The sequence below is a fragment of the Actinoplanes sp. NPDC026670 genome (assembly GCF_040638175.1).
Taxonomy (GTDB): Bacteria; Actinomycetota; Actinomycetes; order Mycobacteriales; family Micromonosporaceae; genus Actinoplanes.
The window spans coordinates 1-20,679 of sequence record NZ_JBEZXU010000099.1 but is presented as its reverse complement, the minus strand read 5'-3'; the positions used below and the strand labels follow the sequence as shown (position 1 = coordinate 20,679).

22 protein-coding genes and 1 pseudogene are annotated in these 20,679 nt (G+C 70.5%); 14 read left to right on the top strand and 9 right to left on the bottom strand.

What is annotated here, in order from left to right:
- Positions 1 to 202 precede the first annotated feature (202 nt).
- Positions 203 to 2,533, bottom strand: coding sequence for an ABC transporter permease (locus AB0E94_RS48920; RefSeq protein ID WP_360342418.1), 2,331 nt, complete (start codon positions 2,531 to 2,533; stop codon positions 203 to 205).
- The gene (locus AB0E94_RS48915; protein ID WP_360342415.1) at positions 2,530 to 3,219 is read right to left on the bottom strand and encodes an ABC transporter ATP-binding protein; all 690 of its coding nucleotides are present in this window, start codon (positions 3,217 to 3,219) and stop codon (positions 2,530 to 2,532) included. The genes AB0E94_RS48920 and AB0E94_RS48915 overlap by 4 nt, the downstream gene beginning before the upstream one ends.
- A 152-nt stretch (positions 3,220 to 3,371) precedes the next feature.
- Between AB0E94_RS48915 and AB0E94_RS48910 the strand changes: the two genes are divergently transcribed.
- From AB0E94_RS48910 to AB0E94_RS48895, 4 genes are all read left to right on the top strand, one after another.
- Complete coding sequence (locus tag AB0E94_RS48910) at positions 3,372 to 4,184, top strand: histidine kinase (RefSeq protein ID WP_360342457.1); 813 nt, start codon at positions 3,372 to 3,374, stop codon at positions 4,182 to 4,184.
- Between the two features lie 92 nt (positions 4,185 to 4,276).
- Positions 4,277 to 4,933 carry a response regulator transcription factor gene (locus tag AB0E94_RS48905; protein ID WP_360342454.1) on the top strand — a complete coding sequence of 219 codons (657 nt, stop codon included), beginning with the start codon at positions 4,277 to 4,279 and terminating at the stop codon, positions 4,931 to 4,933.
- A gap of 20 nt (positions 4,934 to 4,953) precedes the next feature.
- The gene (locus AB0E94_RS48900) at positions 4,954 to 6,093 is read left to right on the top strand and encodes an acyl-CoA dehydrogenase family protein (protein ID WP_360342412.1); all 1,140 of its coding nucleotides are present in this window, start codon (positions 4,954 to 4,956) and stop codon (positions 6,091 to 6,093) included.
- 26 nt (positions 6,094 to 6,119) lie between these two features.
- The gene (locus tag AB0E94_RS48895; RefSeq protein WP_360342409.1) at positions 6,120 to 6,566 is read left to right on the top strand and encodes an Lrp/AsnC family transcriptional regulator; all 447 of its coding nucleotides are present in this window, start codon (positions 6,120 to 6,122) and stop codon (positions 6,564 to 6,566) included.
- A 10-nt stretch (positions 6,567 to 6,576) separates the two neighbouring features.
- Here the strand turns inward: AB0E94_RS48895 and AB0E94_RS48890 are convergent, their stop codons facing one another.
- Positions 6,577 to 6,813: a hypothetical protein gene (locus AB0E94_RS48890; RefSeq protein ID WP_360342406.1), complete on the bottom strand. Its 237-nt coding sequence runs from the start codon at positions 6,811 to 6,813 to the stop codon at positions 6,577 to 6,579.
- A gap of 629 nt (positions 6,814 to 7,442) precedes the next feature.
- Between AB0E94_RS48890 and AB0E94_RS48885 the strand changes: the two genes are divergently transcribed.
- Positions 7,443 to 7,631, top strand: coding sequence for a hypothetical protein (locus AB0E94_RS48885; protein ID WP_360342403.1), 189 nt, complete (start codon positions 7,443 to 7,445; stop codon positions 7,629 to 7,631).
- Between the two features lie 48 nt (positions 7,632 to 7,679).
- On the opposite strand, the gene AB0E94_RS48880 is transcribed toward AB0E94_RS48885, so the two are convergent.
- Positions 7,680 to 8,885: a pyridoxal phosphate-dependent aminotransferase gene (locus AB0E94_RS48880; RefSeq protein WP_360342400.1), complete on the bottom strand. Its 1,206-nt coding sequence runs from the start codon at positions 8,883 to 8,885 to the stop codon at positions 7,680 to 7,682.
- Positions 8,886 to 8,922: 37 nt separating this feature from the next.
- Positions 8,923 to 9,510, bottom strand: coding sequence for a TetR family transcriptional regulator (locus AB0E94_RS48875; protein WP_360342397.1), 588 nt, complete (start codon positions 9,508 to 9,510; stop codon positions 8,923 to 8,925).
- 28 nt (positions 9,511 to 9,538) lie between these two features.
- Between AB0E94_RS48875 and AB0E94_RS48870 the strand changes: the two genes are divergently transcribed.
- Positions 9,539 to 10,144, top strand: a complete 606-nt coding sequence (locus AB0E94_RS48870) for a maleylpyruvate isomerase N-terminal domain-containing protein (protein ID WP_360342451.1) — start codon at positions 9,539 to 9,541, stop codon at positions 10,142 to 10,144.
- Positions 10,145 to 10,298: 154 nt separating this feature from the next.
- Here AB0E94_RS48870 and AB0E94_RS48865 read toward each other — a convergent pair whose 3' ends face one another.
- From AB0E94_RS48865 to AB0E94_RS48855, 3 genes are all read right to left on the bottom strand, one after another.
- Complete coding sequence (locus AB0E94_RS48865) at positions 10,299 to 11,222, bottom strand: FAD-dependent oxidoreductase (RefSeq protein WP_360342394.1); 924 nt, start codon at positions 11,220 to 11,222, stop codon at positions 10,299 to 10,301.
- A 424-nt stretch (positions 11,223 to 11,646) separates the two neighbouring features.
- Entirely contained in the window at positions 11,647 to 11,943 is a 297-nt protein-coding gene (locus tag AB0E94_RS48860) for a hypothetical protein (RefSeq protein ID WP_360342391.1), read from the bottom strand.
- A 17-nt stretch (positions 11,944 to 11,960) separates the two neighbouring features.
- Entirely contained in the window at positions 11,961 to 12,863 is a 903-nt protein-coding gene (locus tag AB0E94_RS48855; RefSeq protein ID WP_360342388.1) for an aldo/keto reductase family oxidoreductase, read from the bottom strand.
- A 77-nt stretch (positions 12,864 to 12,940) separates the two neighbouring features.
- Between AB0E94_RS48855 and AB0E94_RS48850 the strand changes: the two genes are divergently transcribed.
- Together AB0E94_RS48850 and AB0E94_RS48845 are read left to right on the top strand one after the other, a co-directional pair.
- Entirely contained in the window at positions 12,941 to 13,390 is a 450-nt protein-coding gene (locus AB0E94_RS48850; protein WP_360342385.1) for a helix-turn-helix domain-containing protein, read from the top strand.
- A gap of 118 nt (positions 13,391 to 13,508) precedes the next feature.
- Entirely contained in the window at positions 13,509 to 13,700 is a 192-nt protein-coding gene (locus AB0E94_RS48845; protein ID WP_360342382.1) for a CsbD family protein, read from the top strand.
- A 46-nt stretch (positions 13,701 to 13,746) separates the two neighbouring features.
- Here AB0E94_RS48845 and AB0E94_RS48840 read toward each other — a convergent pair whose 3' ends face one another.
- Positions 13,747 to 15,108: a lysine 2,3-aminomutase gene (locus tag AB0E94_RS48840; RefSeq protein WP_360342379.1), complete on the bottom strand. Its 1,362-nt coding sequence runs from the start codon at positions 15,106 to 15,108 to the stop codon at positions 13,747 to 13,749.
- A gap of 132 nt (positions 15,109 to 15,240) precedes the next feature.
- On the opposite strand from AB0E94_RS48840, the gene AB0E94_RS48835 reads away from it, so the two are divergent.
- From AB0E94_RS48835 to AB0E94_RS48810, 6 genes and pseudogenes are all read left to right on the top strand, one after another.
- Positions 15,241 to 16,257 (top strand): zinc-binding dehydrogenase, encoded by a 1,017-nt coding sequence (locus AB0E94_RS48835; RefSeq protein WP_360342376.1) that lies wholly within the window; start codon positions 15,241 to 15,243, stop codon positions 16,255 to 16,257.
- A 5-nt stretch (positions 16,258 to 16,262) separates the two neighbouring features.
- A complete protein-coding gene (locus AB0E94_RS48830; RefSeq protein WP_360342373.1) occupies positions 16,263 to 17,801 on the top strand; it encodes an amidohydrolase family protein in 1,539 nt (512 codons plus the stop codon).
- A 14-nt stretch (positions 17,802 to 17,815) separates the two neighbouring features.
- The gene (locus tag AB0E94_RS48825) at positions 17,816 to 19,348 is read left to right on the top strand and encodes a lysine 5,6-aminomutase subunit alpha (RefSeq protein ID WP_360342370.1); all 1,533 of its coding nucleotides are present in this window, start codon (positions 17,816 to 17,818) and stop codon (positions 19,346 to 19,348) included.
- Positions 19,345 to 20,076, top strand: a complete 732-nt coding sequence (locus AB0E94_RS48820; protein WP_360342367.1) for an OAM dimerization domain-containing protein — start codon at positions 19,345 to 19,347, stop codon at positions 20,074 to 20,076. Before AB0E94_RS48825 ends, AB0E94_RS48820 begins: the two co-directional genes overlap by 4 nt.
- On the top strand, positions 20,073 to 20,438 hold the full coding sequence (locus tag AB0E94_RS48815) for a hotdog domain-containing protein (protein ID WP_360342364.1): 366 nt from the start codon (positions 20,073 to 20,075) through the stop codon (positions 20,436 to 20,438). The genes AB0E94_RS48820 and AB0E94_RS48815 overlap by 4 nt, the downstream gene beginning before the upstream one ends.
- Positions 20,435 to 20,584 (top strand): annotated as a pseudogene (locus AB0E94_RS48810) (glutamate mutase L); the annotation flags it as partial. The gene AB0E94_RS48815 and the pseudogene AB0E94_RS48810, both read left to right, overlap by 4 nt.
- Positions 20,585 to 20,679 lie beyond the last annotated feature (95 nt).

The window sequence follows — 20,679 nt, the reverse complement described above, 5'->3', positions numbered from 1 at the left end:
ATCAACGAGTGTCGTCATGATTCGCCTCAGTGATCGATCACTCCTGATCGAGTCCGGTCCGCCTGAGCCACGGGGACAGGCGGACCGGCGACGGCCCGGGGCGGTGACCCCCACCATCCGCCCCGGGCCGTTCGCTTCCACGTCGGCTGGTCGTGGGCGCCCGTTCCAGCCCGCCGGGACGGGCGCCCACGACCAGCCGGAATCACTCGTTGTGCAGCACCCGGGCGATGCTGAGCCGGGCCGCGGACCGGGCCGGCAGCAGCGCCCCCAGGACCGCGATCAGCACCCCGGCCGCCACCATGAGAGCCAGCGTCGCCGGATCCCACACCCGCATCACGTAATCGGGCAGGGTCACCTTCGCGGCCTCCGCGGCGAGCGGGATCACCAGCCGGTGCGCCGCCATCCCGAACGGGATGCCGAGCAGCCCGCCGATCACCCCGAGCGCCGCCATCGACGTGACCAGCATGGCCACCACCTGGCGCGGGGTCATCCCGATCGACTTGAGCATGCCCAGGTCACGGCGGCGGTCCTGGACGTTCAGCGCGACCGTGTTGAGCACGCCCAGCGCGGCCACCGTGGCCAGCAGCAGCGCCAGCACCGTCGAGATGCCGGTGACCACCACGGTCAGGTCGGTGACGTCGGTGTTGTCCCACGCCATCAGCCCCGGATCGGCCGCCCGCACCGACGCGATGAACGCCTGCACGTCGGCGCCCTCGGCCAGCTCGACCTGGAAATAGAAGTCGAACGGGTCGACCCCGGGCAGGTCCCGCCAGGCCGCGAACAGGCCGTCGCCCGGCCCCGGCAGGGATTGCAGGGTCTCGCCGACGATGGTGACCGTCGTGCGGGTCCCGTCCAGGTCCAGCACCAGCGTGTCGCCCACGGCCAGCCCGCGCTTGTTGATCAACTCGGCCGAGGCCACCACCTCGTCCGGCCCGGCCAGCCATCGGCCCGCCAGCAGTTGCGCCTGGTAACCCATTGCGGCGACGTCGCCCCGGACGAAGTTGACCTGCACCGGCGAGCTCTGCCCGACCACCGGCACGGACCGGCCGGCCGACGCGCCGACCTTCGCGGCCCCGGGCAGGCCGCGCAGCAGCGCCTCGATCTCCTGGTCGTCGAGCCGGGCGGGTGTGGCGCCCGCCGGGCCGGCCCGCTCCGGGCGGATCCCGACGTCACCGCCGGCCGCCGCGTCCAGCCGGGACGTCTCGATCAGCGTGTCGGCCAGCCCGGTCGCGAACGTCACCGTGGTCACGCCGAGCAGCAACGACGCCATGGTCAGGGCAGTCCGGCCGGGACGGGCGAACGGGAGACCCAGCCCGAGGCTGATCGAGCGCGGGAGTCTCGTACCGCCGAGGAGTCTTTGAATCCGGAGCGCGCGACCCCGCTGTGGCGCGCTGCCCGCGCTGATCGCCTCGGCCGCCGAGAGGCGGTGCGCCCGGGAGGCCGGAAGCAGGGCGGCGACCAGCACCACCAGCGGCACGCCGAGCAGCCCGGTGATCCACACCCAGGGCTGCACGCCGGTGTCCTGGCCGTAGCCCAGGCCCCGGAAGGTGTCGGCCAGCAGCGGCTGCGCCCCGAACGCGCCGAGCACCGTGCCGAGGACCGCGCCGGCCGTCGCCGGGACGGTGACCATGGTCAGGTAGACGGCGACCACCTGGCGCGGGGTGAACCCGAGCGACTTGAGCACACCGATGTGCCGGAAGCCGGAGACCACCGCGCCGCTCACCACATTGCCCACGATGATCACCGCGACCAGCAGGCCGAGCACCCCGAACGCGCCGAGGAACGGCAGGTAGACGCCGGCGGTCTCGGCCGCCTCCTCCTTGACCACCTGGTACGGCTGCGCGGCGAGCAGCGCCCCGCCGGGCAGTCCGGCGGTCACCACGGCCAGCCGCTGCTCGACGGCGTCGCGGGTGGACACGTCGCCGTCGAACCGGTACAGCATCTGGGCCCCGGTCGGTTTCCACGCCGTCATCTGCTCCGGTGTCACCCACGCGTCGGCCGAGTGACTCACGCTGTACGCCCACCCGACCACGGTCAGGGTCGTGCCGTTGGCGGTCAGCGTGGTCAGCTCGCCCATCGGGCCGCGGCTGAAGGTGACGGCGTCCTCCGGCGGGGCGTTCAGCGTGATCTCCCCGGGCGCCGACGGCCACCGCCCGCGCCACACGTCGAGCCGGTCCACGTCACCGGCCGGGTCGGCCCGCCCGACGATGGACAGCGGCCCCAGCATCGACCCGATCGGCCCGGCGGCCTTGGTCTCGGCGACGCTCTGCCCGAACGGCCCGGCCCCCGCGGCCACACCGTCCCGGGCCGCGGCCAGCTGCTCCGCGGTCGCCGCCGCCGGGTCGTAGACGGCGACGGCGTGCGCTCCCCGCTGCTGCCCGAACACCCTGTCGAACGGCGCCGACGTGGCGTCCAGCAGCGCCAGCGAGACCACCGCGGTGGCCGTGCACAGCAGCGCCACGAGCGCGATCACGAACGTCTGGAGCCGCCGCCGGCGGACCGCGGCCCGCGCGGCCGCCCACACGGCGCTCACACCCGGTCCAGGGCGGACTCGGCGGCGATCCGGCCGTCGGCCAGCTGCACGAGACGGCTGGCGCAGCGGTGCGCGAGCCGCTCGTCGTGAGTGACGATCAGCAGCGTCTGCCCGATCTGGTTGAGATCGATCAGCAGGTCCATCACCTGCTCGCCGGCCCGGCTGTCGAGGGCGCCGGTCGGCTCGTCGGCCAGCAGCAGCGCCGGCCGGTTCATCAGCGCCCGGGCCACCGCGACCCGCTGCCGCTCGCCGCCGGACAGCGCCGCCGGGTAGACGTCACGGCGGCCCGCGATGCCCAGCTCGTCGAAGAGCTCCAGGGCCCGCCGCCGGGCGGTCGCCGCCGACGAGCCGGTCAGCTGCGCGGCCAGCGCCACGTTGTCCAGTGCGGACAGGTCGTCGAGCAGGTTGAAGAACTGGAAGATCATGCCGAGGTGGTGACGGCGGAACAGCGCCAGCCTCGTCTCGGTCATCGCGTCGAGCCGCTCGCCGTGCACCGTCACCTCCCCGGACGTCGGCCGGTCGAGACCGGCGATCATGTTGAGCAGGGTGGACTTGCCGCACCCGGACGGGCCCATCACGGCGACCGCCTCACCCCGGCGGATGGTCAGCGAGACCCCGTCAAGTGCGGCCGTCTCGCCGTATTCCTTGCGTACATCGTCGAGCCGGACCACCGTCTCTGTCGTCATGCCTGGGGACGCTACGGATCGATACCCGGGTATGACATCGGCCGCCGGATGCAATCCCCTGGTCGGCTCATCCCAGGGATGTACGAGGCCAGACCACGGGTTGATGCGGCCCCGCACAGCGGCGTGCCAAGGTGGTCGGCGTGGGAACGTGGATGCTCCTCGTGGCCGCCGGAGCGGTGGTCGCTGTGCTGTCGGTCGCCGTGCTGTCGGTTGCACTGCGCCGGGCGCGGCGGCGTCACGAGCACGCGCTGGGGGAGCGTGGCTGGCTGCTGGAGCGCGAGCGGGCGGCCGCCGCCCGGGCCGCCGTCGACGAGGAGCGCGCCCGGATCGCCCGCGAGCTGCACGACATCGTCAGCCACAACGTCAGCGTGATGATCGTGCAGGCCGGCGCGGCCCGGGAGGTGCTGGCCACGATGCCGGCCGAGGCGGGCGCGGCGCTGGCCGCGGTCGAGCGCGCCGGGCGCGACACGATGACCGAGCTGCGGCACCTGCTCGGCCTGCTGGCCCCCGACCCGGCCGGGTCGGATCCCGGCGATCATGCCGAGCTGGCGCCTCAGCCGACGCTGGCCAGGCTGAGCCCACTGGTGGACCGGATCGCGTTCGCCGGCCTGCCGGTCGAGGTCCGGGTCTCCGGCGAGCCACAGCCGTTGCCGACCGGCATCGACGTCACCGCCTACCGCATCGTGCAGGAGGCCCTGACCAATGCCCTCAAACACGGATCAGGAGGTAAGGCTGAGGTGACCATCCGATATTCGGACCACGCCCTCCGGGTGGAGGTGCTGACCACCGGCCCGAGCGTGCTGACCGGAGACTCGGCCCCACACCCGGCCCCGGGCGACGGCGCGGGCCGCGGCCTGGTCGGCCTCCGCGAGCGGGTGGCCGTCTACGGCGGCGACCTCGACGCCCGCCGCCGCCTCGGTGGCGGCTACCGGGTCCGGGCCCGCCTGCCGCTGGACGCGCTGTGACCACCCCGGGCCCGCGCGCCGTCTCCAGCCCGGGTGCAGTCTCCGGCCCGGGCGCTGGAAACGGGCCGCGCGGCACCGGCCGGCCCGGCGGGTTGGGTGAGCCCCGGGTGCTGATCGTCGACGATCAGGAGCTGATCCGGACCGGGTTCCGGCTGATCCTCACCGCCCGCGGTGTCGACGTCGTCGGGGAGGCCGGTGACGGCGCCGCCGCGGTCGAGGCCGAGCGCCGGCTGCGCCCCGACGTGATCCTGATGGACGTCCGGATGCCCGGCGTGGACGGCATCGAGGCCACCAAACGCATCCTGGCCCGTGCCCCGGCCTGCCGGATCCTCATGCTGACCACCTTCGACCTGGACCGGTATGTGTACGCCGCGCTCGCCGCCGGGGCCAGCGGTTTCCTGCTCAAGGACGTGACCGCCGACCACCTGGCGGCCGCGGTCCGGCTGGTCGGCACCGGTGACGCGTTGCTCGCCCCGTCGATCACCCGCCGTCTGGTGCAGCGGTTCGCCGGGGCGGGGGAGACCCCGGCCGTGCACCGCGATCTGACCGCGCTGACCCCGCGCGAGCTGGAGGTGCTGACCCTGCTCGGCCGCGGCCTGTCGAACACCGAATTGGCCGCGGCGTTGACGTTGAGCGAGGCGACCGTGAAGACTCATGTGGCCCGGATCTTCTCGAAGCTGGATCTGCGGGATCGGGCGCAGGCGGTGGTGCTGGCGTACGAGACCGGCTTGGTTACCCCATCCGGTTAACGAACGTTAAGCTGCTGGGCATGACCGTGGATCGACTGCTTCCCACCCCTGAAGCGCACGACCTGCTCGACCTCACCGCCGAGCTCGCCACCCGCGAGCTGGCCGGCAAGGTCGACGACTTCGAGGCGCGCGGCGAGTTCCCCCGCGAGGTCCTGCGCACCCTCGGCCGTTCCGGGCTGCTCGGGCTGCCCTACCCCGAAGAGGTCGGGGGCGCCGCCCAGCCGTATGAGGTGTATGTCCAGGTCCTGGAGATCCTGGCGGGGACCTGGCTGGGCATCGCCGAGGCGGTCAGCGTGCACACCCTGTCGTGTTTCCCGGTCGCCGAGTTCGGCACCGGCAAGCAACGGGCCATGCTGCCGGAGATGGTCGGCGGGGACCTGCTTGGCGCGTACGCCCTCTCCGAGCCGCACGGCGGCAGCGACGCCGCCGGCCTCACCACCAAAGCCGTCGCCGACGGCGACGATTTCCTGGTCACTGGCACCAAGGCCTGGATCACGCACGCCGGCCAGGCCGATTTCTACAACATCTTCTGCCGTACGGGTGGGCCCGGCCCCAAAGGCATCTCCTGCCTGCTCGCCGACGCCGACACGCCCGGGCTGATGCCGCAGGCCACCGAGAAACTGATGGGCCTGCGCTCGTCGGCGCCCGCCCAGATCGTCCTGGAGGACGCCCGCATCCCCCGCGAACGTCTCGTCGGCGAGGAGAACAAGGGTTTCACCATCGCCATGCGCGCCCTCGACTCCGGCCGGCTCGGCATCGCCGCCTGCGCGGTCGGGCTCGCCCAGTCCGCAGTCGACTACGCGACCGCGTACGCCAAGGAGCGTGAGCAGTTCGGCAAGCCGATCGCGTCGTTCCAGGGCATCGGTTTCATGCTCGCCGACATGGCCACCCAGGTGTCCGCGGCCCGGGCGCTGCTGCTCAACGCGGCCCGCCTCAAGGACGCCGGCCGCCCGTTCTCGATCGAGGCGGCCAAGGCGAAACTGTTCGCCACCGACATGGCCATGAAGGTCACCACCGACGCGGTCCAGGTGCTCGGCGGCGCCGGCTACGTCTCCGACCATCCGGTGGAGCGCTGGTTCCGGGAGGCGAAGGTCCTGCAGATCGTCGAGGGCACCAACCAGATCCAGCGGCTGGTGATCGCCCGGTCGATGACGGGGTGAGCCGCCGGTGTCGGTAGGGTGACGCCGTGGAAGAGATCGACCGGGCGATCGTTTCAGCCCTGACCGCGGACGGCCGGTTGTCGTACACCGACCTGGCCGAGCGGGTGGGCCTCAGCGTCTCCGCCGTGCACCAGCGTGTCCGCCGGCTCGAGCAGCGGGGTGTGATAAACGGCTACACCGCCAAGGTCTCCTGGGAGGCCTTGGACCTGCCGTTGACCGCGTTCGTGGCGATCCGCCCGTTCGACCCGTCCCAGCCCGACGACGCCCCGGACCGTCTGGCCCACCTGTCCGAGATCGACTCCTGCTATTCGGTGGCCGGCGAGGACTTCTACATGCTTCTGGTACGGGTGAAGAGCCCCGCCGACCTGGAACGCCTGCTACAGGACATCCGCACGGCGGCGAACGTCACCACCCGGACGACCGTGGTCCTCTCCACGCCGTACGAGAACCGTCCCCCACACATCGCCCCCTGAGACCCGCGGGCTACAGCAGGGCGCTCAGGTCGGTGTCCGGGCCGACGGTCTCCAGGCCGTCCTCGATCTCCTCCCGGACCGCCTCGATCGTGTCGTCCTCGCCCAGCACCTCGGGGACGTCGTTGCTGTTCTCGAACTGGTCGAGCATGTCGTAGGCCTCACCCAGCGTCGACGCGCCCATCTCCTGCGCCCATCGCAGCGTGCGCCAGGTCCCGTTCGACGGTGAGAAGTCATCAATCACGTTCACCCGCCGAATCTAACGACCGCCGCGGACATCCAGGCCCTCCTGCCACCGTGTCGAGCCTCCCACGTCTCCCGTCGCCCGCCGATCTTGCACGAATGTTCACGGTCGCGCCGATCTTGCAGCTCTTTCCGCGTCCCAACAGGAAGAAATCTGCAAGGTCTCCCCGGCCGAGTGGACCTTGCATGACAAACCATGCCCAGACGTGAAGAATCGTGCAAGATCGCTGCGGAGGTGGAGAACCGTGCAAGATCTACAGGGCTGGTCGGCGCCTACTCCTCTCCGAATGCGACATTCCCGGCCGCCGGTCGGCGTCTTAGTCGCATGCGTGACCGGTGCGACAGTCCGGTAGGCGTCCCGGCCGGCGGATGATGGCCGATCCGTGGAACGGCAGCCGCCAGCGCCAGTTCGGTAGGCCTCCCACCAGCGCCAGTTCGGTAGGCCTCCCACCACCAGCGATAGTCCGACGGGCGTCCCACCACCCTGCCTCATCGAGGATGGTGAGGCGCTTGGCGGCGTACCGCCCGGTGGTTGTGGTGACCTTGAACAAGGCATGCGAGACGCCCCCGGAGACCCGGACCGCCGCATCGGTCGGCTGTCCGGTGCCGAAGGCCCGGGTGACGGACAATGGGATCATGAGCCAGCCGGATCTGAACCCCGACGACTACCCGCCGATCGACCCGCGCGAGCCGATCCCGGACGATGCGGGCGAGCTGCTCCCGGACGCGCCGGAGACGCTGCCGCCGGCCCCCGTCGAGCCGATGCCCGGCGACGGAGACGACGGCGAGGACGGGGACGAGGGCGGTGTGCGCGAGCCGGCGTGACCGGTCACTGCCGGTAGCCGGTTTCGTCGCCGCCGGTGCCGGTCACAGTCACTGCCGGTAGGTGGCCAGGAAGCTCCGCAGCCGCCCGATCGCGTCGTCGAGCACGTCGACCGGCGCGAGGAAGACCATCCGCAGATGGTCCGGGGTGTCGATGTTGAACCCCGTCCCGTGCGACAGCAGCAGCTGTTTCGACTCCAGCAGGTCGATGATCAGCCGCTCGTCGTCGTGGATCTTGTGGATTTCCGGGTCGAGCCGGGCGAAGAGATAGAGCGCGCCCTCCGGCTTGAAACACTCCACGCCGGGGATCGCGGTCAGCATCCGCCACGCGTGCTCGCGCTGCTCGTGCAGCCGCCCGCCCGGGGTGACCAGGGCGTTGATGCTCTGGTAGCCACCGAGCGCGGTCTGGATCGCGTGCTGCGCGGGCACGTTGGGGCACAGCCGCATGTTCGCCAGCAGCTGGAGCCCCTCCAGATAGTCGGTGTCCTGCGGGCCGAACCCGGTGACCGCCAGCCACCCGGACCGGAACCCGGCCGCCCGGTGCGTCTTGGACAGCCCGCCCATGCTGATCATCGGCACGTCGGGGGCGAGCGCCGCCGCCGTCCAGTGCCGTGCGCCGTCGTAGACGATCTGGTCGTAGATCTCGTCGGTGAACACCAGCAGCCCGTGCCGTCGGGCGATGTCGAGCATCCCCTCCAGCACCTCCCGCGAGTAGACGGCGCCGGTCGGGTTGTTCGGGTTGATGATCACCATGGCCCGGGTGTCCGGGGTGATCCGGGACGCCAGATGCTCCAGATCCGGCTGCCAGCCGTTGCTCTCGTCACAGCGGTAGTGCACCGCCCGGCCACCGCACAGCGACACCGCGCCCGTCCACAGCGGGTAGTCCGGGCTCGGCACCAGCACCTCGTCACCGGTGTCGAGCAGCGCCTGGAGACACATCACGATCAGCTCGGAGACGCCGTTGCCGAGCATCACGTCCTCCGGCTGGACGTCGGTGGCGCCTTGGATCTGATACTTGTGGGCGACCGCGACCCGCGCCGAGTAGATCCCGCGGGCGTCGCTGTAGCCGGTCGCCGACCCCAGGTTGTGCACCACATCCGCCATGATCGGCTCGGGCGTGGCCAGACCCCACGGCGCCGGGTTGCCGATGTTCAGCTTGATGATCTGGTGCCCGGCGTCCTCCATCTGCTGTGCGCGGCGCAGCACCGGCCCGCGAATGTCGTACCGGACCGCCTTGAGCCTCTGCGCCTGCTTCACCGGAACACTCTCCCACTTCGACGACCCCGGCAGCCTGTCATATCCCGGTCGGCTCCGACACGACCGGCCGTCCGAACAGCAGGTCCAACTGCGCATCGAGCGCCACCCGGGCCTCGGCCGCCGTGATCTGCCCACCGAGCAGATAAACCCCGAGACCCTCCATGAGGGCGAGCAGACCAAAACCCTCATCCGGTACGGGCAACAGGCTCCCGAAGAAGCCGGCCATCTGAGCCGTCTCCTCCCGCAGCGCAGCCGACGCCGTGGGCCGCACCGCCGTGTACGCCAGGAACGCCAGCGCCACCCGCCCGTCGGCCCGGCTCTCGTCCTCCAGTGGCAGCAGCGTCCCGATGATCGTGCGCAGCAGTTCCCGCGGCGCCGGATCATCACCCAGCCGGGCCACCGCCGCGGTGACCCGCTCCTGATTACGCTCCCGGACCACCTGCATGGCGAACGCCATCATCTCGTCCCGGGTCCGGAACCAGTGCTGCACCATCCCCGCCGACACCCCGGCCTCGGCCGCCACATGCCGCAGACTGACCGCTTCGAGGCCCTGCTCGGCGGCGACCCGCATCAGCGCCTCGGCGATCAGGGTGCGGCGCTCCCGCTGGTCCACCTTCTTGGGCATGCCGTCCATGATGAGGCACGTGGATTCGATGAACGCGGACGACCTGGACACCGCAGTCACCGGCACGCTGCGGCTGCTGACCCCACACCAGGACGACGACTGGACGGCACGCGCCGGCCGTCTCGACTGGACCTGCCTGGCCACCGCCGCCCACCTGGCCCACGACCTGACCGCCTACGCCACCCAGCTGGCCACCGACGGCCTGCCGCCCGGCCTGGAGGCGCCGACGTCCCGGGCCGGCGGCGCCTACCTGCCTCTCGACCTGACGGTCCAGCCGGACGCCCCACCTCGCGCCGTGCTGCAGATCGTGGCGGCCGCCGCCCGGCTGCTGTCGCTCACGCTGCGCTCCGCCGGCCCCGGCGCACGGGCCTGGCACTGGGGCCCGACCGACGGTTCCGGATTCGCCGCCCTGGGCGTCAACGAGACCCTGGTGCACACCTGGGACATCGCCCAGGGCCTGCGCCTCGACTGGACGCCACCGCCGGCCCTCGCGGCCCGGGTCCTGTCCCGCCTGTTCCCGGCGGCCCCACCCGGCGACCCGTCAGCGGCCCTGCTGTGGTGCACGGGCCGGATCGCCCTCCCCGGCCGTCCCCGCCTGACCGACTGGAAACTGAAGGCCGCCCTGCCCACCTGACCCGCCGTGCCAACCTACGATCCGTTCCAAGCCGCGCAGCTCACCACGTTGCGGTGGTCCGGCCATGGCGTTCCGACCTGCGGTCCGTTTCGAGCCGCAGGTCACCACATTGCGTGGCGTGGTGATGTGCGGTGCGCCAATCGTCCAGGCGTTCTCAGCTGAGCAGCGCCCGGGCCACCGCACGCCCGGACAGCCAGGCGGTCTGCACCCGCGGCCGCCCGAACGCGTCCCCACACAACCAGACCCGCCCGTCGGCGGCGTACTCACTGTCACCCGCTTCCGGCTGCGCAAACGTCCAGCGATGCACCCGCACCTCCGGCCGCCCGCGCAGACCGAGCAACTCACCGACGGCCCCGGCCAGCACCGGCCCAGCCGCCGCCGGATCGTCCAGATACCGAGCGGCAAGCGCGGCCGTCGAATGCGCCACCAGCACCGCAGCCCCGTCCCCACGCCGATCCCCGTCGTCACAGACGGTGGCGAGCAGCGGATGATCATTGACGAACGCGCCCCGCAGCTCACCCCACTCCCGCGACGGATAGGTGAGAACCGCGACGATCACCGGCCGCCAGACCTGCGCCTCCGCCGCGGCGGCGATCGCCGCCGGCGGCCCGAGCCGCAGAGCCTGTGGTCCAGGCATGGCGAGCACGACGGCATCCGCATCGTCCGGCACCGATTCGATCAACCTCCCCGGCTGTACGTCGATCCCGCCCGCAAGTTCGACAGCAAGACTGCGCAGCCCCCCGGATGCCGCCCACCGCACCGGCCCGGCGGAGTCCTCCCCACCCGGATAGACCCGGAGCGTGTCGGTCCAGGGCCGGGCGAGCCCGAGCCGTTCCCACGCCGACACCTGAGCGACGAAGTCCGGATGATCAGCAACGAGATAGGCCGCGCCGACGTCCACCGGCCGCCCGTCGACCTGTTCGCTGGACAGCCGTCCACCGACGCCCGGCCCCCGCTCGAACACCCGAACCCGGGCACCCCCGTCGACGAGCACCCGAGCACAGGCAAGCCCGGCGATCCCGGCCCCCACCACGACGACGTCCACGTCCGAGACCCTAGCCCCGCCCCCACCAGACATCCGACCGACCGCAACCTCCACCCCAGATCAGGCCGGCCCGACGCGGCAGGTGGTGAGTCGTCCCGGCCCGGCGTATCCGCTCTCCGGAGGTCCTAGCCGGCCGGAACAAGCGGTGCCGTCGACATGCGGGAGCAACCCTGCCCCCTCGACAAGGTCGAGACCCAACCGCCGTCGTCGGCCCACCAAACCGCGAGCGGATCTTGCGCGAATGTGCACGTTTAGCCCGGATCTTGCAGACTTTTCCGTTCCCCAATAGGAAGAATCGTGCAAGATCTCAGCCTGGAAATGGTTCTTGCACGCGAAAACGTGTCGGGGCGTGAATAAGCGTGCAAGATCGCGGAAAAGCAGGAAAATCGTGCAAGATCGCGGAACGGCCAGGTTCAGATCGCGGAACGGCCTGGTTCAGATCGCGGAATGGACTGGTTCAGGAGGGGATGGCTCGGCGGATGTCGAGGTTGTGGAAGGTCGGGCCCTTCGTGCAGAGGGCGGCCATCTTCCGCGCGAAGGCGTCCGTCTCCGGCTGGCCACTGTTCGCCATGGCCGCCTCATAGGACGGGAATTCGACGATTGTCACGTACCGTAAAGGGTTTTCCCGGTCTTGGGTGATGGTGAGCCGGAAACCTGGTGGGGTGTCGCCCATGCCGGCGATTTGTTCCTCGCCCAGAGCCCATATCTCATCGGCCCGGTCGGTTTCGTACTCGATGATCTGAATGAAGCCCATGGACGGAAATTAGCAGCTCAACGATGGTCCACTCCGGATTCGGCGGCTGATTCGGCCCAACGGATGACGGAGAGTTCGTCGAGGTCGCCGGGGGTGAGGGTGAGGCCGGCGCCGGCGACGTTCTCGCGCAGGTGGGCGACCGATGACGTGCCGGGGATCAGGAGGATGTTCGGCGACCGTTGCAGGAGCCAGGCCAGCGCGACCGCCATCGGGGTGGCGCCGAGCCGGGCGGCGACCGCGGACAGCGCCGACGACTGCAACGGGCTGAACCCGCCGAGCGGAAAGAACGGCACGTAGGCGATCCCGTCCGCGGCGAGCTCGTCGATCAGGTCGTCGTCGTCGCGGTGGGCGAGGTTGTACATGTTCTGCACGCACACGACAGGCGCGATGGTCCGTGCCTCGGCGATCTGATCAGTGGTCGCGTTGCTCACCCCGAGATGCCGGATCAGCCCTTCCCGCCGCAGGTCGGCGAGTGTCCCGAACGCTTCCGCGACCGGTTCCGGCCGGGGCCCCTCCGCGTCACCGAGCCGCAGGTTGACCAGGTCGAGCACGTCGAGGCCGAGATTGCGCAGGTTGGCGTGGACGGCGCGGCGCAGGCCGGCCGGATCGCGGGCGGGCGGCCAGCCGCCCTGTGCGTCACGTTCCGCGCCGACTTTGGTCACGACATGCAAATTCTGCGGGTACGGGGAGAGCGCCTCCCGAATGAGCCGGTTGGTGACGTGCGGCCCGTATGCGTCAGCGGTGTCGATGTGGGTGATGCCGAGCTCGACGGCCGCACGGAGCACGTCGAGCGCTCCTTGATGGTCGGCGGGCGGCCCCATCACCCAGGGCCCGGCGAGTTGCATCGCCCCGTAGCCGAATCGGGTGACGGTGAGATCTCCCAGGGTCCAGGTGCCGCCGGGAAGTGAAGTGGAAACCATGCCGGTAACTGTGGGGGAGTAGCTTCCTCTGGGGAAGTACGCACTTCCAGGTGCGTCACGTACTCGGAGGTGACCGGATGGCGACGACGACCGCGGCTCAGAAGCGCGCCGAGGCGAAGGCGGAGTACGACGCGTTCATCGCCGCCTGCCCGAGCCGCCGCCTGCTCGACACGATCTCCGACAAGTGGGTCGTGATGATCCTGTCCGCCCTGGGCAGCGGTCCCGACTGCCTGGGCGATCCGCGGCCGATGCGCTATTCGGAGCTGTCCCGCCTGCTGGCCGGCGTGAGCCAGAAGATGCTCACCCAGACCCTGCGCACGCTGGAACGAGACGGCCTGATCACCCGGACCGTGACACCGACGGTCCCGATCACCGTCCACTACGAGCTGACCACCCTGGGCCTGTCCCTGCACGAGTTGATGCGGGGCTTGAAGGCCTGGGCCGAGACCAACATGGACTCGGTCCAGGCCCACCGGGAAGCCCAAGCCCGCCAGCCGTCGCTCACCCCTGGAATCCCACCCGCTTGACCGCGCTGAGCGACGGCTGGCGGTTGTTGGGTGCGGCGCAAAGTGTTTGAAAAGGCGCGCCACCGGGCACCAATTGATCGTCAGCAAGTGCGACACAGGACCTACGGAGGGTGGAGAAGTGAGCATCGCCGACAAGGTCAAGAACAAGGCCGAGGAACTGGCCGGCAAGGCGAAGCAGGGCATCGGCGAGGCGACCGGAAACGAGCGCCTTCAGGCCGAGGGCCAGGTGCAGGAGGCGGCCGCCCACGCCAAGCAGGCGGGCGAGCACATCAAGGACGCCGGCCGCGACGTCCGCGACACCTTCAGATAGGCGCGGAAACGGAACAGGGGAGGCGCTCGGCGCCTCCCCTGTTCCGTCATTCCGCGTTCTGCTGCTGCTTGCGCCACCACGCCTGGCCGGTCTCCGGCAGCGTGTCGATCGGGTCGTAGTAGGCGTACAGCTTGGAGAGGGCTTCGCTGTCGTTGGCCTCGATGGACGTGCGGTAGTTCTTGGTCCAGTAGGAGATGCCGTGCTCCCGGTCGTATTCGGCGACCATGTGCACCCACCGCTTGCCGACGAACGGGACGTCGCAGACGATCCGCGGGGTGGCGTAGCCGGGCAGGTAGCCCATCAGGTCGTGTTGCAGCTGCTGGGCGTGCCAGACCGGCACCCGCCAGTGCTCGGCGTTGGGGATCATGTCGCACATGTAGAAGTAGTACGGCAGGATGCCCGCCTCGCCCTGCAGCGCGAAGCAGAGGTCGAGCAGGTCGCCGGTGGTGGCGTTGACCCCACGCATCAGCACGCCCTGGTTGCGCACGTCGCGGACGCCGACTTCGAGGAGGGTGCGGACCGCCTTCGCGACCAGGGGCGTCAGCGAGTTCACGTGGTTGACGTGGGTGTGCACGGCCAGGTTGACGCCGCGGCGCTCGGCGGTGACGGCGACCCGGTGCATGCCTTCGACCACGTCGTCCTGGAGCCAGTGCTGGGGCAGGCCCATCAGGGCCTTGGTGGCCAGGCGGATGTCGCGGACGGTCGGGACCGACAACAATCCCATCAGGTACGCCTCGAGTTGCTTCCACGGCACGTTGGCGACGTCCCCGCCGGAGACGACCACGTCGCGTACCCCGGGCTGGGCCTTGAGGTAGGCGAGGTGTGCCTCGTACCGGTCGACCGGCTTCTGCAGCAGTTTGAGTTTGGCGACCGTCGGGGTGCTGTTGCCGACCAGGTCCATCCGGGTGCAGTGCCCGCAGTACTGCGGGCAGGTGGAGAGCAACTCGGCCAGCACCTTGGTGGGGTAGCGGTGGGTGAGGCCCTCGGCGACCCACATGTCGTGCTCGTGCAGGGAGTCGCGGGCGGCGTGCGGGTGTGACGGCCAGTCGGCGCGGCGGTCACTCGCGACCGGGATCATGTAGTTGCGGACCGGGTCGGCGTAGAACGACGCGGTGTCCGGGACCCGGTCGGGGACCATCGTGTTGATCATCTGGGGCGGGATCAGCATCGACATCGTGGCCAGTTGCTGCTGGTCGGCTTCGAGGTCGGCGTAGAAGCTCTCGTCGACCAGGTCGCCGAGGACCGTACGCAGCTGCTTGATGTTCTTGACGCAGTTGACCCGCTGCCATTGCGCCGACTGCCACTGCTGAGCGGTCACGTCGCGCCAGCCGGGGAACCGGGTCCAGTCCGGCTCGATCAGCTCGCGCCGCTGGTATTCGTACGGCTGGCCTGCCAGGTCGTCCGCCACCGGAAGATCCTCCCTCGTTGGATTCGGATCAAGGTACCGGAGATTATCCGGTCTAGTAACCATGTATACGCAGTATTTACGGTGAAGACTGCTCTGTGAGAGTGTTTTTAACGCGTGGAGATCGTGAGGAGCATGAGCATGGTGGGGTTGCGGCGGGTAGTGGAACCGGCCGGCGTGCTGCCGCAGGCCGCCTGGCGGCTTGATGCGTCGCCGGAGATCGGGCCGGACGAGACCCGGATCCGGGTGCGGCGGCTCAACCTCGACGCCGCCAGTTATCGGCAGCTGGCCGAGAAGCATGCGAACAACGGCGACGCGATCCGGGCCGAGGTGCTCGACATCGTGCGGACGCGCGGCAAGATGCACAATCCGGTCACCGGGTCGGGCGGCATGCTGATCGGGGTGGTCGAGGAGGTCGGGCCGGAGTCGCCGCTGGCGGTGAAGCCGGGTGACCTGGTGGCCACGCTGGTGTCGCTGACGCTGACGCCACTGGCGATCACCGACGGGCTGGCCGGGTGGGACGGGCTCAGTGAGCAGGTGCCGGCCGAGGGGACGGCGATCCTGTTCGGGCGCTCGATCGTGGGGGTGCTGCCCGACGACCTGCCGCCGGAGCTGGCGCTCGCCGTCTACGACGTGTGTGGGGCGCCGGCGCTTACCGACCGCATTGTCCGTAAATATCCGGATAACCCGACAGTCGCGGTGCTCGGTGGTGCGGGCAAGAGCGGGTCACTCACTCTTGCTGCGGCCAGGCGTGCGGGTGCCCGTACCGTCGCGGTGGTCGTGAACGAGAAGGAGCGGGACGCGCTCCTGAAAGCCGGACTCGCCGACCATGTCGCGATCGCTGACGCCCGCGATCCGGTCGCTGTCGCCGAGGCCGTGGGGGAGCCCGCGGACGTGACGGTGGTCTGCGTGGACGTGCCCGGCTGCGAGCACGGGGCGATCCTGGCCACCGCGAACGGCGGCACGGTGATCTTCTTCTCGATGGCGACCAGCTTCCCGGCGGCCGCGCTCGGCGCCGAGGGCCTGGCCGCGGACGTGACGATGCTCATCGGCAACGGATACGTGCCTGGTCACGCCGAGTTCGCTGTCGATCTGCTGCGTCAGGTTCCCGCGGTGCGGGCTCTGTTCGAGGCGCGGATCGCGGCAGACTGACCGGCATGACGAACACTCCCTCGGTCCGCTACGTCAACGGCCGCTTCTACTCGGCTGCGGAACCCCGCGCCACCGCGATGGTCACCAGGGGCGACACGATCGCCTGGCTGGGTGACTCCGCCGACGCCCCGTCCGCCGATGTGACCGTCGACCTGGCCGGCGCGCTGGTCACGCCGGCGTTCGTGGACGCGCACCTGCACGCCACCGACACCGGTCTGGCGTTCGACGGCCTGGATCTGTCAGCGGTGCGCTCGCCGGGGGAGCTGCTGGATCGGGTCGCGGCGTTCGCGGCGACCCGGCCGGCCGACGGGGTGGTGCACGGGCATGGCTGGGACGAGTCGACCTGGTCGGACCAGACGCCGCCGACCGCGGCCGAGCTGGAGCGGGCGGCGGCGGGCCGGCGGGTGTATCTGTCGCAGGCGTCGGTGCATTCGGCGCTGGCGTCCGCGTCGTTGCTGCCGGCGGCGGCCGGGGTCGACGGCTACGACGAGTCGGGCTGGGTGCGGGAGGCCGCGCACCACGCGGTCCGGGCGGTCGCGCTGGGTTCGCTGACGCCGGCGCAGCGGACCGCGGCGCAAACCACGGCACTGTCGCGGGCGGCGTCGATGGGGATCGCGGCGGTGCACGAGTGCGCCGGTCCGGGCACGTCCAGCGAGGACGACTTCGGGTCGGTGCTGGCGCTGTCCGGGCGAGGGCTGCCGCAGGTGTTCGGATTCTGGGGCGAGCTGGGCGGTGCCGAGCGGGCGCGGGAGCTGGGGGCGCACGGCGCGGCCGGTGACCTGTACGCGGACGGCGCACTGGGTTCGCGGACGGCGTCGGTGCGTGCTCCGTACCACGACGGCGACCACGGCTGTGGTGAGGCGTTCGTGACCGCCGAGCAGGCCGCCGAGCACCTGCTGGACTGCATCCGGGTCGGCTTCCAGGGCGGTTTCCACGCGATCGGTGACGCGGCGATCGAGACGGTGCTGGAGGGTTTCGCGATCGCGGCCAAGGCGGTCGGGGTGGACCGGCTGCGCGAGGGACATCACCGGATCGAGCACGTCGAGCTGATCGACAAGGCGATGATCGCCCGGATGGTGGAGTTCGGCGTGATCGCTTCGGTGCAGCCGGTGTTCGACGCCCTGTGGGGCGGCACGGACCGGATGTACGCGCAGCGTCTGGGCGTGGAGCGGGCGCTGGCCAGCAACCCGATCGGCGCGATGCACGCAACCGGGGTGGCGCTGGCGTTCGGTTCGGATTCGCCGGTGACGGCGCTGGACCCGTGGGCGATCGTGGTGGCGGCGGCCGCCCCGCGTAACCCCCGGTTCCGGATGAGTGTGCGGTCGGCGTTCGCGGCGAGCACCGCGGGCGGCTGGCGGGCGGCCGCGGTGTCCGGCGCGGGCGTGCTGAAACCCGGCGCGTCGGCGACGCTCGCGGTCTGGGACACCCCGGGTGGTGTCGACGGTGGTCTTCCGGCGCTGCTGCCGGATGTGGACGGCGTGACTCCGGAGCGGCCGGTCTGCCTGCGGACCGTGCTGCACGGCGAGACGATTTTCGAGAGGTAACGGAGGCGTTTTCCTTGGGCGGGAAGCTGGATCTGGATCCGGCCGTGGTGGCGCGGGCAAGGGCGCTCGCGGCACGCGCGGGGCAGCCGGTGGTCGACCTGGCGCGGTCGCACACCACCGTGTCGGTGGAGCGTGCGGTGCTGCGGCTGGCCGGGGTGACCGGTGCCGACCCGGACGGCATCCCGTGGGTGAACCGGCTGGTCGACGCGGTGCGTGCGGACGTCGGGCTCGGTCACGGGGTGGCCGTCCCGGTGTTCCACGCGATGGAGACCAACGGTGTGGAGGACGTGACGGTCCTGGCGCAGAAGGCGGCGGCGGGTTCGATCCGTTTCGGCATGCCTTCTCGTCCGGCCAAGGCCCGGCAGCGGGCGAAACGGGCCACCGCCGCCGGTCTGCGGACCATCGACCGGCGGCGGGCCGAGCGGGACCGGCTGATCAAACGGTTCGGTGATCCGAAACAGCGCCCCTGGATCTACCTGATCGTGGCGACCGGGGACATCTACGAGGACATCCCGCAGGCGCAGGCGGCGGCGCGGGCCGGTGCCGACGTGATCGCGGTGATCCGGTCGACCGGCCAGTCGCTGCTGGACTACGTGCCGGAGGGCGCGACCCGGGAGGGGTTCGCCGGCACGTACGCCACGCAGGAGAACTTCCGGCTGATGCGGGCGGCGCTGGACGAGACGTCGAAGGAGGTGGGCCGGTACGTGCGGCTCACCAACTACGCGTCGGGGCTGTGCATGCCGGAGATCGCCACGCTGGCCGGGCTGCAGCGCCTGGACATGATGCTGAACGACTCGATGTACGGGATCCTGTTCCGGGACATCAACCCGATCCGCACCTTCGTCGACCAGCGGTTCTCCCGGCAGATCCACGCCCGCGCGGGGATCATCATCAACACCGGCGAGGACAACTACCTGACCACGGCCGACGCGGTGGACGCGGCGCACACGGTGACGGTGTCGCAGCTCATGAACGAGTACTTCGCCCACGAGGCGGGACTCGAGGACTGGCAGCTCGGCCTCGGCCACGCCTTCGAGATCAATCCGGACCTGCCGGATTCCTTCCGGCTGGAGCTGGCCCACGCGCTGCTCGCCCGCGAGTTGTTCCCGGATGCCCCGCTCAAGTGGATGCCACCGACCAAGCACATGACAGGTGACGTCTTCCGGGGCAACCTGCTCGACGGTTTCTTCAACCTCGCGGGTGCGCTCACCGGCCAGGGCATCCTGCTGGTCGGCATGATGACCGAGGCGGTCGTCACCCCCTGGCTGTCCGACCGTGACATCGCGCTGCAAAATGTCCGTTACGTCCTCAACGGCGCCGGGAACCTCCATGAGGACTTCACCCCGGGCCCGTTCATCCGCGGGCGGGCCAACCAGGTCCTGAGCGAGGCCATCGACCTGCTGGAGAGGATCGTCGACGACGGCATGCTCAACGCGATCGCCGACGGCACCTTCGGGATCATGAAGCGGCCCGCAGACCGGGGCAAGGGTCTCGACGGTGTCTGCAAAATCGATGAGGACTACTACAACCCGGTGGTTGAGTCATGATAATTCGCCCTTACGGCGACACCACCGGCGACGGCATGGTGCAGCTCTCCTTCACCCTCCCCATCCCGCACGACAAACGGGCCGAGGGCGCCGCCCTCCAGCTGGCGAACAAGATGGGCATGGACCCGGCGATGCTCGTGCACGCCAAGCAGATGGGCGACGGTTTCACGTTCTTCGTCGTCTACGGCAAGGTCGCCCACCTCGTCGACACCGACAAGGTGCAGGTCGTCGAGCGTGACTTCCCGCTGCTGAGCGCCAAGGAGGTCAACGCCGCGATCAAACGCGGGCTGCGGCGGCGGCTCAACGTGGTCGGCGCGTGCATCGGCACCGACGCGCACACCGTCGGCATCGACGCCATCCTCAACCTCAAGGGCATCGCCGGCGAGAAGGGCCTGGAGTACTACTCCGAGCTGTCGGTCACCAACATGGGCGCCCAGGTGTCGGTGCCCGACCTGGTGGAGACCGCCCGGGAGAAGAAGGCCGACGCCGTGCTGGTGTCCCAGGTGGTCACCCAGCGCGACGCGCACCTGCAGAACACCCGGGCCATGTCGGCGGCCTTCCGGGAGGCGCTACCGGCCGGGCGACGGCCGCTGCTGATCGTCGGCGGCCCCCGCTTCGACGAGCTGATGGCCCCCGAGCTCGGCGTCGACCGGATCTTCAGCCGCGGCACCACCCCGCGTGAGGTGGCCTCCTATCTCGTCCACGCCCTCGCCGGAGGCAGCAAGTGATCACCGTGACCCATCGCCGCTACGTGCCCTACGCGCACGCCCACTACGCCGGGAACCTCGTCGACGGCGCCTACTCGCTGGGCCTGTTCGGCGACGTGGCCACCGAGATCTGCATCCAGCTCGACGGCGACGAGGGGCTGTTCGCCTCCTACGACGACGTGCAGTTCAAGGCGCCGGTCCGGGCCGGGGACGTGCTGGAGATCATCGGCACGGTCACCAAGATGGGCACCCGGTCCCGGAAGATCGCCTTCGAGGTGCGGGTCGTCTGCCGCGGCACGTCCGGATCGGGAGCCGCCGTCCTCGACGAGCCGATCGTGGCCACCACCGCGGTCGGCACGGTCGTGGTGCCGCCGAAGCCGTGACGACCGCCGTCTGCGTCGACGTCGGGTCCACGTACACCAAAGCCGCCAAGATCGACCTGGACGGCGCGGAACTGATCCGCCGCGCCGAAGTGCCGACCACCGCCTCGTCGGACGTCCTGGACGGCCTGGACGCCGCCGTGGCCGCCCGGGGGGGCGGGGCCCCGCGCCTCGTGTTCGGGAGGGCGGGGGGCGGGGCGGGAGTGGTATTGCGTGGGGGTAGGTAAAGGTGTTGGGTTGTGGG

What these genes read in the sequence shown, in the direction of transcription:
- AB0E94_RS48835 (WP_360342376.1), top strand. Translation starts at nt 15,241, where the DNA reads ATGAGCATGGTGGGGTTGCGGCGGGTAGTGGAACCGGCCGGCGTGCTG.
- AB0E94_RS48850 (WP_360342385.1), top strand. Translation starts at nt 12,941, where the DNA reads ATGGCGACGACGACCGCGGCTCAGAAGCGCGCCGAGGCGAAGGCGGAG.
- AB0E94_RS48885 (WP_360342403.1), top strand. Translation starts at nt 7,443, where the DNA reads ATGAGCCAGCCGGATCTGAACCCCGACGACTACCCGCCGATCGACCCG.
- AB0E94_RS48875 (WP_360342397.1), bottom strand. Translation starts at nt 9,510, where the DNA reads ATGCCCAAGAAGGTGGACCAGCGGGAGCGCCGCACCCTGATCGCCGAG.
- AB0E94_RS48915 (WP_360342415.1), bottom strand. Translation starts at nt 3,219, where the DNA reads ATGACGACAGAGACGGTGGTCCGGCTCGACGATGTACGCAAGGAATAC.
- AB0E94_RS48870 (WP_360342451.1), top strand. Translation starts at nt 9,539, where the DNA reads ATGAACGCGGACGACCTGGACACCGCAGTCACCGGCACGCTGCGGCTG.
- AB0E94_RS48855 (WP_360342388.1), bottom strand. Translation starts at nt 12,863, where the DNA reads ATGGTTTCCACTTCACTTCCCGGCGGCACCTGGACCCTGGGAGATCTC.
- AB0E94_RS48865 (WP_360342394.1), bottom strand. Translation starts at nt 11,222, where the DNA reads ATGTCTGGTGGGGGCGGGGCTAGGGTCTCGGACGTGGACGTCGTCGTG.
- AB0E94_RS48900 (WP_360342412.1), top strand. Translation starts at nt 4,954, where the DNA reads ATGACCGTGGATCGACTGCTTCCCACCCCTGAAGCGCACGACCTGCTC.
- AB0E94_RS48910 (WP_360342457.1), top strand. Translation starts at nt 3,372, where the DNA reads ATGCTCCTCGTGGCCGCCGGAGCGGTGGTCGCTGTGCTGTCGGTCGCC.
- AB0E94_RS48830 (WP_360342373.1), top strand. Translation starts at nt 16,263, where the DNA reads ATGACGAACACTCCCTCGGTCCGCTACGTCAACGGCCGCTTCTACTCG.
- AB0E94_RS48820 (WP_360342367.1), top strand. Translation starts at nt 19,345, where the DNA reads ATGATAATTCGCCCTTACGGCGACACCACCGGCGACGGCATGGTGCAG.
- AB0E94_RS48860 (WP_360342391.1), bottom strand. Translation starts at nt 11,943, where the DNA reads ATGGGCTTCATTCAGATCATCGAGTACGAAACCGACCGGGCCGATGAG.